Annotated in this window: 12 protein-coding genes; 8 read left to right on the plus strand and 4 right to left on the minus strand. The window is 70.3% G+C overall.

Annotated features, from left to right (window positions below):
• The first annotated feature begins 171 nt into the window (after positions 1-171).
• Both AB0368_RS26575 and mgrA read left to right on the plus strand, forming a co-directional pair.
• Positions 172-597: a phage holin family protein gene (locus AB0368_RS26575; protein ID WP_366156686.1), complete on the plus strand. Its 426-nt coding sequence runs from the start codon at positions 172-174 to the stop codon at positions 595-597.
• Positions 594-1,640 carry an L-glyceraldehyde 3-phosphate reductase gene (gene mgrA, locus AB0368_RS26580; protein WP_366156687.1) on the plus strand — a complete coding sequence of 349 codons (1,047 nt, stop codon included), beginning with the start codon at positions 594-596 and terminating at the stop codon, positions 1,638-1,640. The genes AB0368_RS26575 and mgrA overlap by 4 nt, the downstream gene beginning before the upstream one ends.
• Before the next feature lie 13 nt (positions 1,641-1,653).
• Here the strand turns inward: mgrA and AB0368_RS26585 are convergent, their stop codons facing one another.
• Both AB0368_RS26585 and AB0368_RS26590 read right to left on the minus strand, forming a co-directional pair.
• Complete coding sequence (locus AB0368_RS26585; protein ID WP_366156688.1) at positions 1,654-4,614, minus strand: family 16 glycoside hydrolase; 2,961 nt, start codon at positions 4,612-4,614, stop codon at positions 1,654-1,656.
• 82 nt (positions 4,615-4,696) lie between these two features.
• Positions 4,697-6,610, minus strand: coding sequence for a Xaa-Pro dipeptidyl-peptidase (locus AB0368_RS26590; protein ID WP_366156689.1), 1,914 nt, complete (start codon positions 6,608-6,610; stop codon positions 4,697-4,699).
• A gap of 409 nt (positions 6,611-7,019) precedes the next feature.
• On the opposite strand from AB0368_RS26590, the gene AB0368_RS26595 reads away from it, so the two are divergent.
• Positions 7,020-7,571 (plus strand): hypothetical protein, encoded by a 552-nt coding sequence (locus AB0368_RS26595; RefSeq protein ID WP_366156690.1) that lies wholly within the window; start codon positions 7,020-7,022, stop codon positions 7,569-7,571.
• 127 nt (positions 7,572-7,698) lie between these two features.
• Here AB0368_RS26595 and AB0368_RS26600 read toward each other — a convergent pair whose 3' ends face one another.
• On the minus strand, positions 7,699-9,357 hold the full coding sequence (locus tag AB0368_RS26600) for an APC family permease (protein WP_366156691.1): 1,659 nt from the start codon (positions 9,355-9,357) through the stop codon (positions 7,699-7,701).
• Between the two features lie 62 nt (positions 9,358-9,419).
• On the minus strand, positions 9,420-10,058 hold the full coding sequence (locus AB0368_RS26605) for a GPP34 family phosphoprotein (protein ID WP_366156692.1): 639 nt from the start codon (positions 10,056-10,058) through the stop codon (positions 9,420-9,422).
• A 147-nt stretch (positions 10,059-10,205) separates the two neighbouring features.
• Between AB0368_RS26605 and AB0368_RS26610 the strand changes: the two genes are divergently transcribed.
• The 5 genes from AB0368_RS26610 (at position 10,206) to AB0368_RS26630 (ending at position 14,946) form a co-directional block, all read left to right on the plus strand.
• Positions 10,206-11,111, plus strand: coding sequence for a helix-turn-helix transcriptional regulator (locus AB0368_RS26610; RefSeq protein WP_366156693.1), 906 nt, complete (start codon positions 10,206-10,208; stop codon positions 11,109-11,111).
• 44 nt (positions 11,112-11,155) lie between these two features.
• Entirely contained in the window at positions 11,156-11,371 is a 216-nt protein-coding gene (locus AB0368_RS26615) for a DUF397 domain-containing protein (protein ID WP_366156926.1), read from the plus strand.
• Positions 11,372-11,731: 360 nt separating this feature from the next.
• Entirely contained in the window at positions 11,732-12,784 is a 1,053-nt protein-coding gene (locus AB0368_RS26620; protein ID WP_366156694.1) for a type III PLP-dependent enzyme, read from the plus strand.
• A gap of 69 nt (positions 12,785-12,853) precedes the next feature.
• Positions 12,854-14,356: a S8 family serine peptidase gene (locus tag AB0368_RS26625; protein WP_366156695.1), complete on the plus strand. Its 1,503-nt coding sequence runs from the start codon at positions 12,854-12,856 to the stop codon at positions 14,354-14,356.
• 68 nt (positions 14,357-14,424) lie between these two features.
• Complete coding sequence (locus tag AB0368_RS26630) at positions 14,425-14,946, plus strand: GNAT family N-acetyltransferase (protein ID WP_366156696.1); 522 nt, start codon at positions 14,425-14,427, stop codon at positions 14,944-14,946.
• Positions 14,947-14,952: the final 6 nt, after the last annotated feature.

Below are 14,952 nucleotides of genomic sequence, written 5' to 3' on the forward strand. Positions count from 1 at the left end.
GCCGGCGGGCGGCCCGCCGATGGGGGCGGGCCGGGGGCCGCGGGGGCCGGTGCCCGATCCGGCGCCGCGGCCCGGCATACGCCCCGGATGTGGGCGCAGACATCGGCAGTCGATCGGGCGACTTGAGGAGTTCGGCCGCATATCCGTGCCCGCCCGGGGTAGATCAGCGGCATGACCGATACACGGATGCGGCTGGACGGGTCCGCCGAGGCGTCGACCGCGGACCTGGTCAGCCGGATGAGCGAGCAGGTCTCCACCCTCGTGCGCGAGGAGCTGGCGCTGGCTCGTACCGAAATGGTGGAGAAGGGCAAACGGGCCGGGACCGGCGCCGGCCTGCTGGGCGGAGCGGGCGCCCTCGCCCTGTACGGGGTCTCCGCGCTCCTGCTGACCATCGGCGCGCTGCTGGCGCTGGTCTGGCCGGCGTGGGTGGCCGCGCTTGTGGTCACGGTGGCCGTCCTCGCGGTGGCGGGTGTCGCCGCGCTGATGGGCAAGAAACAGGTCGAGCAGGCGGTTCCGCCGGCGCCGACCGCGGCCGTCGACAGCACCGAACGGGACGTGAACACCGTCAAGGCGGCAGTGCGGGAGGGCCGGAATTGACCTACGTCGCCGCGATGGACCGCTACAGCGGTGGAATGCAGTACCGCCGCACCGGGCGCTCGGGCCTCGATCTGCCCGTGCTGTCGCTCGGTTTCTGGCACAACTTCGGCGACGACAAGCCGTTCGAGCAGCAGCGGGCCATCGCCTGCCGGGCCTTCGACCTCGGCGTCACGCATTTCGACCTGGCGAACAACTACGGGCCGCCGTACGGGGCTGCCGAGATCACCTTCGGGCGGCTGGTGCGTGAGGATCTGCGGGCGTACCGCGATGAGATCGTGGTGTCGACCAAGGCCGGGTGGGACATGTGGCCCGGGCCGTACGGGCAGGGCGGCGGCGGGCGCAAGTACGTGCTCGCCAGCCTGGACCAGTCGCTGAGCCGGATGGGCCTCGACTACGTCGACATCTTCTATTCGCACCGCTACGACCCGGCCACGCCGCTGGAGGAGACCGCCGCCGCGCTGGACGCCGCCGTGCGTGCGGGCAAGGCGCTCTACGTCGGCATCTCGTCCTACGACGCCGAGCACACCCGCGCGATGGCGGGGCTGCTGCGCGACCTCGGTACGCCGCTGCTGATCCACCAGCCGTCGTACTCGATGCTGAACCGCTGGATCGAGACCGAGGGCCTGCTGGACGCCGCCGAGGAGGTCGGCGCCGGGGTCATCGGCTTCACCGCGCTGGCTCAGGGCCTGCTCACGGGCAAGTACCTCGACGGCATCCCGGAGGGCTCGCGGGCCACCCAGGGCAAGTCGCTCGACCCGGAGTCGATCAACGAGTCCATGGTCTCGCGGCTCAACGCCCTCAACGACGTCGCGCAGGCCCGCGGGCAGAGCCTCGCCCAGCTGGCGCTGGCCTGGGCGCTGCGGGACCCGCGGGTGACGTCGCTGGTGATCGGGGCCAGCAGCGTGCATCAGCTCGAGCAGAACGTGGCCGCGCTGGACAACCTCGCGTTCTCCGCGGAGCAGCTCACCACCATCGACAAGATCCTCGAGGCCGGTACGGCGTCGGTGGATCTGTGGAAGGACGCCCGCCAGGGCACGCTCTGACGGGCTCCCTCGTTCAGTTCTCCGGCTCGATCCAGATGCTGCGATACTGGACCTTGTTCCCGTGGTCCTGGAGGCGGATCGATCCGGTGGCCGGGCCCTCGGCGATGCTGCCGCCCGTCGGCCCGGTGATGTCGACGTCGTCGTGGACCGTCACGCCGTTCCACACCACCGTGATCCGGGCGTCGGCGGTCTTCGTCCCGGCGGCGTCGTAGCGGGCCGCCCGGAAGTCGATGTCGTAGGTCTGCCACGTCTCCGGTGCCGTCGCGGCGTTCACGTCCGGGGCCTTCTGCAGATAGATGGCGCCGGCCTCGTTGGTGTCGAGCGTGCTGTCGCCGTACGAGTCGAGGATCTGGACCTCGTAGCGTTCCTGCTGGTAGACGCCGCTGTTGCCCCGGTTCTGGCCGGTCACGTCCGGGGGCAGCAGCGGCACCTTGAACTCGACGTGCAGGTGATAGTCGCCGAACGCCTGCCGGGTGCGCAGGTCGCCGCAGCACACCTCCATCGCGCCGCCGGGTACGCGGGGCCAGCTCGCCGTGCGCCCGTCGGTGTGCTGCCACTCGGTCAGGTTCGTGCCGTCGAAGAGGGTGATGCGCTCCCCCGGCCGGCGGACGGTGATCAGGTCGAGGTTGACGTTCCCGGTGTCGGCCACGTCGACCCTGTACTCGATCGTGTTGTCACCCCGGCGCAGGGTCACCCGCTCCGTCTTGGTGGCCCAGTCGTCCCACGTGACCGTGGTGGGCAGCACCGTCTGGCGGATCTTGCGGCCGTTGACGTACACGCTGATGGTCTTGTCGCCCTGGAAGGGGTCGGGGCCGTTCGAGTAGCGCAGCCCGACCTCGTACTCCCCCGCCCGGCTGACGTCGGCGTGCAGGGTGGTGGAGGCGTTGAGGGTGCCGAACTTGTCGACGAAGCCGATGCCCGAGTAGCCCCGGTGGTCGGTGTTCAGCCCCGCTCCGCCCTGGCGGCGGCCCTCCTCGGCCTCGTAGAACACCTGGTCGGGCTGCGGGCCGGGAACGGCGTTGAGCGTGTACCACGCCTCGGTGCTCCACAGCTGTTCGCCGTTCGCCGCGCTGAACGGCCGCGGTGAGCGCAGGTGGACGACCCGGTCCCGCTGGAGGCCGTCGATCGTCAGGGTGACCTTGCGCCGGTCGGCGGAGACCTTTGCGGCGGTCACCGTCAGTTTCTGCTCGTCCACCTTGGGACCGCCGTACGCCGGAGTCGGCGCGTACCGCCACTGCTCGACCTGGTAGGCGGCGGCGAGGTTCCCGATCGTCTCGTCGGACAGCGGCTTCGTGTACTCGACCACGAAGCCCGTGCGGGTGGCGCTCACCGACTGCATGTCGAACGCGGTGGTGCCGTTGGGGGTGAGCTTCTGCAGCCCGTACCGGAGCTTGCCGGGTTGTCCCCAGTTTCCTTCGGCGCCGATGCCGCCGACGTAGATCGCCCCGTCCGGCCCGATGGTCGTGCGGTTGACGCCGGACTCCAGGCCCTGGGTGTGCCGGAACACCGCGCCCTGGTACTCGCCGTGAACCTTCTCCAGGTAGGCCCGCTGGAGGCCGCCGTAGGTGACGTCGCCGAAGAGCATCTGACCCTTGAAGGGCCCCTGCTTCAGCAGGACGGGGGTGCTGGGCGAGTTCGCGATCTCGTTCTGCGGCAGCCACAGCACCGGCTTGGTGACCGGGTTCGCGTCGAACGGGCCGGCCGGGTTGGTGTAGTGGTTGAAGAACCGGTCCTGCTTGATCTGCACCAGCTTGGACGCCGGCAGCCAGCCGCCCTGGTTGTCCGCGACGAACAGGCCGCCGTCCGGGCCCCGGCCGAGGCCGTTCGGGGTCCGCAGGCCTCCGGCGACGTAACTGACCTTGCCGGTGCGGCGGTTGACCCGGATGCTCGTGCCCCGGTTCGCGGCCGGCTGCGGGTTCGTGGTCGCCCCGCCGTAGTCGATGGCGACGGACAGGTTCAGGTAGAAGTCGCCGCCCTGGTAGAGCAGGCCGAACGCGAACTCGTGGAAGTTGCCGCCGAACGGCCACGTCGCCACCGTCCGCCGCTGGTCGGCGACGTCGTCGCCGTCGACGTCCCGCAGCTCGGTGAGCTCGTGCTTCTGCGAGACGTAGATCAGGCCGTCGACGACGGCGACGCCCATCGGCTCCTTGAGACCACCGGCGATCTTCGTGTACGTGACCCGGCTCGGATCGGTCTGCCCGGTCACGTGGTCCACGAAGTAGGCCGCGCCGTCGGTGGTGTCGCTGCCTCCCCACGTGGTGATGACCAGTCGCCCGTCGGCGGTCCAGGCCATCGCCGACACCTGGGGCTGGAACCCCTCGGGTCGCAGGTTCGTGAGGGTGTAGCCGGGGTTGACCGCGTCGAGCGGGAGCCCGTCGCCCGGGGTGTCGGTCTCGCCCTCGCACTGTTTCTGCCCGGGAGCGGTGACCCGGACGACCCCGGCATCGGTGCTGAGCACGGACGACGGCACGACCGCGAAGTCGCCGGCGCCGGGCGGCCGCCAGGAGAACGTCAGCTCCTGCCCGCCGCCGGCCTCGAAGTACTCGATGAACACGGAGTGGTGCCCGGCGGTCAGCGCGACCGTTCCGTCCTTCGACTCGACGCCGTGCAGCCCGTCGTTGTCGACCACCGCCGTGCCGTCGACCGTCAGCCGGGAACCGTCGTCGCTGGTGAGCCGGAAGGTGTACGACCCGTCGGCGGGAACGGTGAGGTTGCCGAGCACGTGGGCGACGAAGTTGTCCTCGAGGCCGAAGTCGGCGGCGGTCCGCAGGTCGACGGCCGGCAGCAGCTTGTCGACGTTGGGCGTCTGGCCCGGCTTCAGCGTGCAGATCTCGCTGAGCGGGACGCGGGTGTCGTACGTGCGCAGGGTGACGCCGGGCTCCTGCGGCGGCAGGTCGTCGGCGTGCGCGGCGGCCGGGTGGGCGGCGGCGGCCGCGCACGCGGCGAGCAGGGAGAGGGCGAGCAATCGGACCATGTTGCTCCTTCGAGGGTGGACCAGTCCTATTCACGGATGTGAATATCTTGGTCCACCGTCGACGGCCGCACCAGAACTTTCTCTATCCCATGTCGAACTTTTGTTCCTCAGGGGAAAAGTCGAGAAGGGGCAGCACCACCTTGGAGACGCCCAGGCGGACGCCGACCTCGGTGCCGGCCGGGTAGCGCAGCGTGTGGTCGCGGTCGGTCGAGATCAGCACCAGCCCGATCCGGTGCCCGGCGGCGAACACGTGGTCCTCGGTCTGCAGGTTCCAGCGGAACGTGTACGTCCTGCCGGCCTCGATCGGCGTGGTCCGCGAGGGCGAGATCCGGTTGCGGGCGTCGAGCCAGCCCCGGCTGACGATCTCCAGCGGCGTGGACTGCGTCGTGTGCTCGCGCCGGCTGAAACAGCCCGGGTCCTCGGGGATGCCGGGGCCGATGCAGTCCTGGCCCGGCACCGTGCGCATCCCCGAGTACCGGTCGGCGGTGCCGTAGTCGACCAGCAGAGCGGTCAGGTACGGCGACTTGCCGTCGAGGCCGGCGCGGACGGCGATCTCCGGCGTGCCGGACAGCCGGGCCTCCTTCCCGAGCGGCGCGGACAGGTAGGCCAGCCGGTTCGGGTCGGCGCCCAGCTCGCCGGCGACGAGGTCCTCGGCCGTGCGCGACGGGTCGTCCACGAAGCTCTGCCGCGCGCCGGGCCGGGCCGGCCACGGCTTCAGGGTGCCGGGGCGGCCGTCGGCGGCGGGTCCGCCGAGGGCCAGCGCGGTGCGCCGGGCGCCGGGCACGGGCCAGGTCGCGGCGGTACGCCACTGGCCGGGCGCCACCTCGACGTCGGCCATCGGCTCCCGCATGATCCCGGTGTCGATGCGGTAGAGCCACTGGTCGAACCAGCGGTGCAGGGTGTCCAGCCAGGCGTCGCGCCGGACGTTGAAGGGGTCGGTGTGCCCGGCCTGATGCAGCCAGATCTTGCGCGGCACGCCGCGGCGGGCCAGCGCGTCCCACCACTGCCCCGCCTGCCGGGTCCGTACGTTGTCGTCGTGCAGGCCGTGCACCAGCAGCACGCTCGCGCGGACCTTGCCGGCGTCGCGTACATAGTCCCGCTCGGCCCAGTAGGCGCTGTAGTCGCCGGTCTCCCGGTCCTGATCGCGCTCGAGCCGGGCCATCACGTCCGCGCAGACCTCGGGGTTCTCGCGGGTGAGCACCGCCTTGGCCAGGACGTCCGTGTCCTCGCCCTGGAAGCCGCCGGGCGCGACCACCCCGCCGTTGGCTCGGTAGTAGTCGTACCAGCTGGAGATGCCGGCGATCGGCACGATGGTCTCGAGGCCGCGCACGCCGGTAGCGGCCACGGCGTTGGGCAGGGTGGCGTTGTACGAGACGCCGATCATGCCGGTGCGGCCGGTGGACCACGAGGCGCGGACGGGGGCGCCGGCCGCGTCGACGGCCCGGGCGCGGCCGTTGAGCCAGTCGACGACCGCCTTCATGCCGAGCGTCTCGTTGCGCCCGCCCGACGTGGGGCAGCCGGTCGACCCGCCGGTGCCGAGGCTGTCGGCGAAGACGACCGCGTATCCGCGGGGCACGAAGTAGTTGTCGAGGTAGCCCGAGAAGACGATGGTCTCGGCGGCACGGTCGGTGCGGGGAGACGCGCTGCGCCGGGCGGCGGCGCCGTCGCGGTCGATGTCGTCATGATTCGGTACGTCGTTGAGCCCCGCGTAGTACGGACTGGGCTGGAAGATCACCGGCACCTTGCGGCCGTCCGGGGTCCGGGGCCGGATGATGCGTACCGCCACCCGGTCGGGCCGGCCGTCCGCGTCGCTGTCGACCGGCGCCTGCACCCAGACCTGTTCGCGGACGGCCTGGGTGTAGTCGTACACGGGCTCGGTGCCGCGGGCTCCCGCGACCGGTGTGGCAGGTCCGGCGGTCGCAGCCGCCGGAGTGAACAGGGTGAGGGCGGCACAGGCGGCGGCCAGCAGCCGCACCCCGCCCCGGACGGATGGCATCGTCGACAGACCTCCGGCGCTCGGATCTCGGGCCACACCCTATCGCCCGCCGTCGATGCATGGGCGCCCGATCCCTGCCTGCCGTCCCCCGGACGAGATCGACAGGGCTGATCCGAATCGGTCACGAGTCCTGAACTCGGTGTCGTGAACAATCTTCCGGCAGGTGGCGCCCCGGCGACGGCGTACCGGGCACTCGATCGCTTGCCGGGCCCTTACCTGCGGGAACTACGGTTCCCCCGCCGGGACGAGCAGGGAAAATTGTCATTTCAGGACACGTTGACCTTGGCATAAATCACGCCTTGTAATCTGCCAAACACGCTCCGTACGCTGAGGTCGGAAAAGCCCATCGATCGGCTTGAGTGCCAGAACATCGGGTGGCCTCGACCATCAGCACCTCGGGGAGGATCGCATGGTCATCAAGGTTGTCGAGCAGATCAACGACGACGAGCTCATCGAAACCGCGTGGAAGATGTACGAGGAGTCCTTCCGCGACCTGAACGCGCTCGCGGTGCAACGTCATCTCATGTTCCGCCACGAGTTCGAGGACGTGATGCGGGACGGCCGGGTGCAGAAGTACCTGAGCCTCGACGACACGGGCACGTTGTGCGGCCTGTCCACGTACACCAATGATCTGGACGCCATGCCTTTGATCTCACCGCAGTATTTCGAGCGGCGCTGGCCGGAGCTCTACGCCCAGCACAAGATCTGGTATTGCGGATTCGTCGCCGTGTTGCCGTCCGGGCGCGCCATCTCGTCGTTCTCCGACCTGGTCGAGGCGATGTACCTGTTCGCGGCGGCGCAGAACGGCATCATCGGGCTCGACTTCTGCCAGCACAACGACGATCGGCGCAAGATGGGCCGGGTCATCAGGCTGATGCTCCAGCGTTTCTCCGGCAACTGCGAGGCCGAGATGATGGACGCCCAACAGTTCTGGATCTACCAGTTCCCGCAGGCCGCCTGAAGGCGCCGCCACCGCCCGCCGTCCGGTGCGGATCCGCGCTCTTGGGGGGCTGACGGATCGCGGTCGGTACGGGTCCTCCTTCCTCGGTCTCGGCGGGCGGTCCGGCGCGTTACCCGGTGCGGCTGTGTCAGGGCCATCGGGTCGGCTCGGGTGGCGGGCTCTCCCAGGACGGTGGTCCGGGCGGAGGTTCCCGCAGGTCTCGCAGGGTCGGCGGGTCGGCCGCCGAGGACATGTCGTTGCCGCCCGGGGTCTCGCGCGCGGCCGCGAGAATCGCCCGGGCGCTGATCGGCTCGGTGTGGGAGCCCTTGAGCCGCGGGGCGTCCGCGACGAAGCCCCCGTCCGCGCCGCGGCCGATCGCCGCGTACACCTCGGGCCGCGCCGCGCGCATGACGACCGCCCAGATGAAGCCGACGACGGCGAAGACCGCGTAACCGGTCGGGAAGAGCCAGTGGAACATCGAGCCCGGCTCCACCTGCAGCAGGTCGCCGAGGCCGTAGACCGTCGCCGCGAGGATGATGCTGAGCAGCACGAAGGCGATGATCGGCGCGACCTTCGCGCGCCAGACGTTCTCCTGGTGCGGATGACGGACGAAGAACGCGATCACGGCGGCGGAGGCGCTCCACATGAGAATCAGCACGCCCAGGCCGCCGACCACGGTCAGCCACGCGAACAGGTAGACCAGCGGGTCGGCACCGGTGATCCGGTAGACGACCAGCACGCCGATCGCGAGCAGGCTCTGGGTCAGCGAGCCCACCATCGGCGCGCCCGTGCGGGGATGGGTGTAACCCCAGGCCCGCGGGAGCACACCCTCGCGTCCCAGCGCGAACTGGTACCGCGCCACCGCGGCGTGGAACGCCAGCAGCGCCGCGAAGATGCTGGTCATGAACAGCACGTAGCCGAGGTTGATGAGCGCTTCCGGCACGTGCGGGCCGACCAGGGTGAAGACCAGGTCGGTCTGCTCGGCCTTCGCCGCCGCCACGATGTTGCCGGGGCCGGCGCCCACCGACATCGCCCACGCCGACAGCCCGCACAGCAGACCGGCGAGGATGACGGCCCAGTGGGTGGCCCGCGCGATCGTCTTCTTCGGGTCCTTCGCCTCCTCGGAGAGCACCACGGTCGCCTCGAAGCCGACGAAGCCGGCGATCGCGAGCACCATCATGGCCGCGACCTCGGGCGTGAAGACCCGGGCCGGCGACAACGTGGCGAACGAGACCGAGCCGTCCGCGGGGTTGGCGACCATCACGAGGTCGTACACGAGCACGATGACGATCTCGGCAACCAGCAGCACGGCGAGCACCTTGCCGCTGAGGTCGACCCAGAGCATCCCGAGCACGGCGACGAAGGCCCAGGCGGTGAGCGCGCACTCGAACCAGCCGACCTGGAAACCGAGCCCGTCCAGCACCCCCGAGGCGACCACGCCGAAGAGGCCGAAGAGCCCGGTCTGCATCATCGCGTACGCCGGCAGCGCCACGAACGCCGCGCCGACGCCGGGGATCCGCCCGAGCCCGTGACTGATGTACGAGTAGAACGCCCCGCTGTTGACGATGTGCCGGCTCATGGCGACGAAGCCGACGGTGAAGATCGACAGGATGCCCGCCACGACCAGGTAGACGACAGGCACCGCGGTGTTGCCGACCACCGCGTAGATCGTCGTGATGGCGCCGATGACGACGGTGAGCGGGGCCGCGCCGGCGACGCCGAAGAAGACCACCGACGGGACGCCGAGCCGATTCCGCGCCAGTGCGGTGGACACGATATCGGGTTCGGACACGTCCTTGCTCGCCATCAAGAGCCTCCCAGCCCATTGATCGATGTTGTCCCGCCGGCGGTGGTGTCGGCCGACGGCACTCACCGCCGGCCGACGGCGAGCACCGAGCCCACGGACGCCTCGGTGTGCTCGATCAACTGCCGGAAGTCCTCGGGCAGCGTCCCGATGGCGGTGGGAAGCTGCGTCAGGGCGTGCCGGTGCACCTCGAAGTCCCACAGGACGTGCCGGGTCAGACCGGTCGCCACGACCAGCCCGGCGAGCAGCCGGTCGCTGGTGGACATCTCGAGGCCGCGGACCATGATGTTCGCGAGCCGCATGGGTGCCCAGGCGGCCGCGTTGCGCTGCGCCTCGTTGTTGGGCATGTAGAAGGTCTGGGTGCTCAGCATCCGGCGGCGGGTCACCGACTCCACCGCGCCCAGGCGCAGCAGCCGCTCCCCCACACGGTCGGCGGCGTCCTGCGACAGATACGCGAGCCACGTGCGTACCTCGCGATGCTGCGGCTGGGCGATGAGCAATTCCAGCACGGAATGCGAGAGCGAGTCCCGCGGCGGCTGACGGCTCTCGATGTAGAGGTCACCGTCGAATATCCGGAGCCGCCCCTCGAGCATGAGCTCGCCCAGGAGGGCGGCGGCCAGGCCCAGGCCGGTGGCCCGGGGGTGCAGACGTGACCGCCCCGTCCGGTCCTCGTGCGCGATCAGGAAGAACTGGTCAGCCAGCACGACGCGACTCCTTAGACATCGACCCGGAAAGCCCGCGGGCAACTACCCGTATACGAGGCAATAACTCGCTGTCCGTCGCATCATGTACCTCGCTCCGAGGTCAATGCAAGAAGTACTAGACTCGGGACTTCTGTGATGCTGTCTACGATGGATCGGGCCGGCATCGACCGGCGGTTCCGACACCGCAAGATCGAGGGAGTCAGGGTGTCCACAGACGAAGGTCCCACGCTGCGCCGCCGCCGTCTGGGCACCGAACTCAAACGCTGCCGCGAGCGCGCCGGATTGACCCAGGAGAATGTCTCGCGGCATTTCGAATGGCATGCCGCCAAGGTCACCCGGATCGAGACGGCCCGGGTCGCGGTCACTCCGCGCGACGTCCGCGATCTGCTCAGCCTCTACGGCGTCGAGGACGAGCAGTACCGCGAGGCCCTGATGGAGCTGGCCCGCTCGTCGCGCCAGAAGACCTGGTGGACCGACTACCGGGACATCATGCGGCCGGGCAACTTCGTGGGCCTCGAGGCGGAGGCGGCGTCCCTGCGCGCGTGGGAGCCGATCATCGTGCCGGGCCTGCTGCAGACCGAGGCCTACATCCGCGCGCTCATGCGCACCGGCCGGGCCACCGACTCGCCGCAGCACATCGACCGGCGGGTCGCCCTGCGGCTCAAGCGGCAGGACCGGCTCACCGGAACGAACCCGCTGGAGCTCCTCGCGATCATCGACGAGTCGGTCGTCCGACGCTCCGTAGGCGGCCCCGACGTCATGGACGAACAGCTCCGTCATCTCATCGACATCGCTAAATTACCGAACGTGACGCTGCAGATCTTGCCGTTCGATGCCGGCGAACATCCGTTCCTCGGGGGTTCAGCAGCGCTTTTGGAGTTCCGCGAGACCACTCATTTGGATGTAGTTTACCTAGAGGGTCTTGCGGGCGACCTCTACGAAGAGCAACATTCAGAGGTCGCGCGCTACCGTGCGGAGTTCGAGCGGTTGAGCGCAAGGGCATTGGTCCCCCGCCTGAGCCTCAAGATGATCGAGAGTCTCCCGCGCGCGTAGGGGACGTGCACGCACAATCGCATATCGAAGGGGGGTGCATGGGCATGCCAGCGCACCATCTCAACGCTGCCGTTTGGAAAAAGAGCAGTCGCAGCAACGGAAACGGCGGCAACAACTGTGTCGAGGTCGCAGTCCTCGACACAGCCGTTGCCGTACGCGACAGCAAGAACCCTTCCGGTCCCGCTCTCGTCTTCGACCCGGCGAACTGGACCGAGTTTCTGAACTCGGTGCAGGACGGCGAGTTCGATATCAACCGCTGAGAGAGATTACCGATCTGTACTCACAGATGGGAAGTGGATACTCAAAGTCAACTTCCCGGAGGCGCAAGATCTAATTCAAGATGGTGAAAGAGCCCACGTCAGGGGCTCCTCACGCAGCATTCGGGGCGCCCCGCGGGGCGCCCCGAATTGCATCACCGCAGCTCATACGGCCTTTGTGGACGCATTGATCTCCATCGCCGCCGGTCGTCGACCTTTCCGCAGTACCGGTGCATACTGAGTAGTGCACCCTCCGCATTGATGAGACTACTTAGCGTAAGGGGCTTCCCGTTGCGCCAGTCATCCCCTCGCCTCGTCACAGTCGCACCGATCACCCGCACCCGTCACGGGCCGGTGCTCGAGATGCGGGCGGACCGCATCGTCGCCGCCCTCGCCGCGTTCCGGGCCGCGTTCCCCGGCGTACGGCCGTTCTACGCCACCAAGTGCAACACCCACCCCGGCGTCCTGCGCACGCTGCACGAGGCGGGCTGCGACTTCGAGATCGCGTCCGTGCAGGAGATGGAGACGCTGGCCGCCACCGGCGTACGAGCCGGCGACCTGATCTTCAGCAACCCGGTCCGGGCCCGGGAGCAGACCGCGCGGGCGGCGGCCGCCGGCGTCCACCGGTTCAGCGTGGACTCCGCCGAGGAGCTGCACCGGGTCGCCGAGGAGGCCCCGGGCAGCCGCGTGTACGCGCGCCTGGCCACCTTCGGCGACGACAGCGTCGTACCCAGCGAGGGCAAGTTCGGCGTGGACGTCACCGGTGCCGTACGACTGCTGCTGGAGGCGCGCGAGCTCGGGCTCGTCCCGTACGGGATCACCTTTCACATGGGGTCGCAGTCGCTGCGGCCCGCCGCCCTGCTGCAACCGCTGCGCGACGTGGCGCACGCGATGGACCGGCTGTCGCGCGCGGGCGTCCGGCTCGAGATGGTCGACATCGGCGGCGGCTTCCCCGCCGCCTACGACGAGCCCGTGCCCGCGCTGGCCGACTTCGGGCAGGCGGCCGCCGCGGGCCTCGCCCGGCTCCCGTACCCGGTGGAGGTGTTCGCCGAGCCCGGCCGGTGCCTGGTCGCCGAGGCCGGGACGTTCCGCTGCCGGGTGATCGGCGTCGCGGAACGCCCCTCCGGCTGGTGGGCGCACACCGACCTCGGGGTCTTCCACGGGCTGATGGAGGTCCTCGAGTCCGGCGGCCAGCTGCACTACCCGATCCACGACGCCCGGGGCACCCGGCTGCGCCGCTGCTACCACCTGACCGGGCCCACCTGTGACAGCCAGGACACGTTCGCGCGCGACGTCCTGCTCTCGGCGGACCTGCGCGAGGGCGACGAGCTGCTGATCGGCTCGGCGGGCGCGTACACCAGCGTCTACGCGTCCCGGTTCAACGGCTTCACGCCGCCCCGCGTGGTGCTGATCTGACCCGATCGCGCCGGGAAAGCAACGGCGGAAGTCCTCAGGTGCCCCCGGACCCGGCCGATCACCAGGTCCATGACGGCCCAACGAGCACGAGCGCGACGGTACGTGGCGGCGGTAGCGGTTACCGCCGCGGCCACGGTCGCGACCACCCTGACGGGGACGGCGCCGGCGCAGGCCGCGTCCGCCGACTACAGCTTCAACGCCGCGGGGGCCAGCCTCACCGACGTCCGCCGCATCACCCGCGCGGACGTCGCGGCGGAGCGTGGCTACACCGGCAAGGGCATCGGCATCGCCCTGATCGACACCGGCGTGGCGCCCGTGGAGGGCCTCACCTCCGGCAACGTGTCGAACGGGCCGGACCTGTCGTTCGAGAGCCAGGTGGCGAACCTGCGCTGGCGCGACACGTACGGCCACGGCACCCACATGGCGGGCATCATCGCCGGCCGGGACAGCGCCCGCTCCGGCTTCAAGGGCATGGCGCCCGACGCCAAGCTGCTCTCGCTCAAGGTCGGCGCAGCCACCGGCGCGGTCGACGTGACCCAGGTGATGGCCGCCGTCGACTGGGTGGTCGAGCACCGCAACGACGACCCCCGCAACCCGATCCGCGTGCTCAACCTCTCGTACGGCACCGACGGCGTGACCAGCTGGACGAAGAACCCGCTGTCGCACGCGGTGCAGAACGCGTACCGGGCCGGCATCGCGGTCGTGGTGTCGTCCGGCAACACCGGCGGCGCCATCACCAACCCGGCCTTCGACCCGTACGTGATCACGGTCGGCGCCACCGACATGCGCGGGACCACGGCGTACGCCGACGACCAGGTGGCGTCGTTCACCAGCGTCGGGGCGGCGCCGCGGGTGCCGGACCTGTTCACGCCGGGCCGCTCGATCGTGTCGCTGCGGGTGCCGGGGTCGATGGCCGACGCCGGGTACCCGTCCGCCCGGGTCGGTGACCGCTACTTCGTCGGCAGCGGAACCTCGCAGGCCACGGCGGTCGCGACCGGTGCCGCGGCGGTGCTGCTGCAGCGGTACCCGTGGCTGACGCCGGACTCACTGAAGTGCTCGCTGCGCGAGTCGGGCCCGTACGTCGGGGGCGCCACCTCCGGCGGCCGGATGATCGACCTGGACCGCGCGACGACCAAGCTCCCCACCCTCTGCCGACTGGTCGGCCCCCAGTCGACCGGCACGGGCAGCATCCAGGAGGCCCGGGGCACCTCGATCGTCACGCTGGACGGCGTGCCGCTGGTCGGCGAGCGGGACATCTTCGGCCCGCTGCGGTCGGCCACCTGGGCGGGGGCGAGCACGGCGCAGCGCGCCTGGCAGGGCGGCGAGTGGATGGGCCGGCCGATGACCGGTACGGGCTGGGCGGGCGCCCAGTACGGCCAGGCGAACTGGGCCGCGCGGTCGTGGTCCGGGAAGAACTGGGCGGGCCGGTCGTGGTCCGACATCGACTGGGACGGCGCCACCTGGACCAGCCGGGGGTGGTCGAACACCCTGGTGGACGGCGTCCCGTGGTCCAACCGCTCCTGGTCCGGCGTGTCCTGGCAGCACGGTGCCGACGGCGCCTGGATGAAGTGACCCGTACGGACGACCGACGAAGGCCGCGCCTGATGGCGCGGCCTTCGCGCGTCGGTAGGGTCTTGGGCGTGCCTCGACTGATCGCGCCCACCGTCCGCCTGCACGACGCCTGGCTCGAGGCCCATGCGGAGTGGGGTCCGGGCCTGCACGAGGACGGCTTCGGGTTGAGCGCCTCGGACGAGGTGGACTCGCCGGCCGGCTTCGCCGCCTGGGTGGCACGGCTGGCCGGCCAGTCCGACCCGGCGTGCACGATCGACGCCGGCCGGCACCGGTGCACGTACCGGTGGATCGTCGAGGACGAACGGGTGCTCGGCGGCATCGCGTTGCGCGACGGGGACGACGCCTACGTGCGGTGGGCGGGACACATCGGCTACGGCATCCGGCCGTCCGCGCGGCGGGGTGGGCTCGGCGCGTGGGCTCTCGGCAGCATCCTCGGCGAGGCACGCGAGCTCGGCATGAACCGGCTACTGGCCGTCTGTGCGGTCGGCAACGCCGCCTCGGTGCGCACGATCGAGCGGTGCGGGGGCGTCTTCGAACGGATCGAGGAGACCGGCTCCGGCCCCCTGCGGCGCTACTGGTTCTCGCTGTAGCTCACG

The sequence above is a fragment of the Actinoplanes sp. NPDC051475 genome (genome assembly GCF_040689425.1).
Taxonomy (GTDB): Bacteria; Actinomycetota; Actinomycetes; order Mycobacteriales; family Micromonosporaceae; genus Actinoplanes.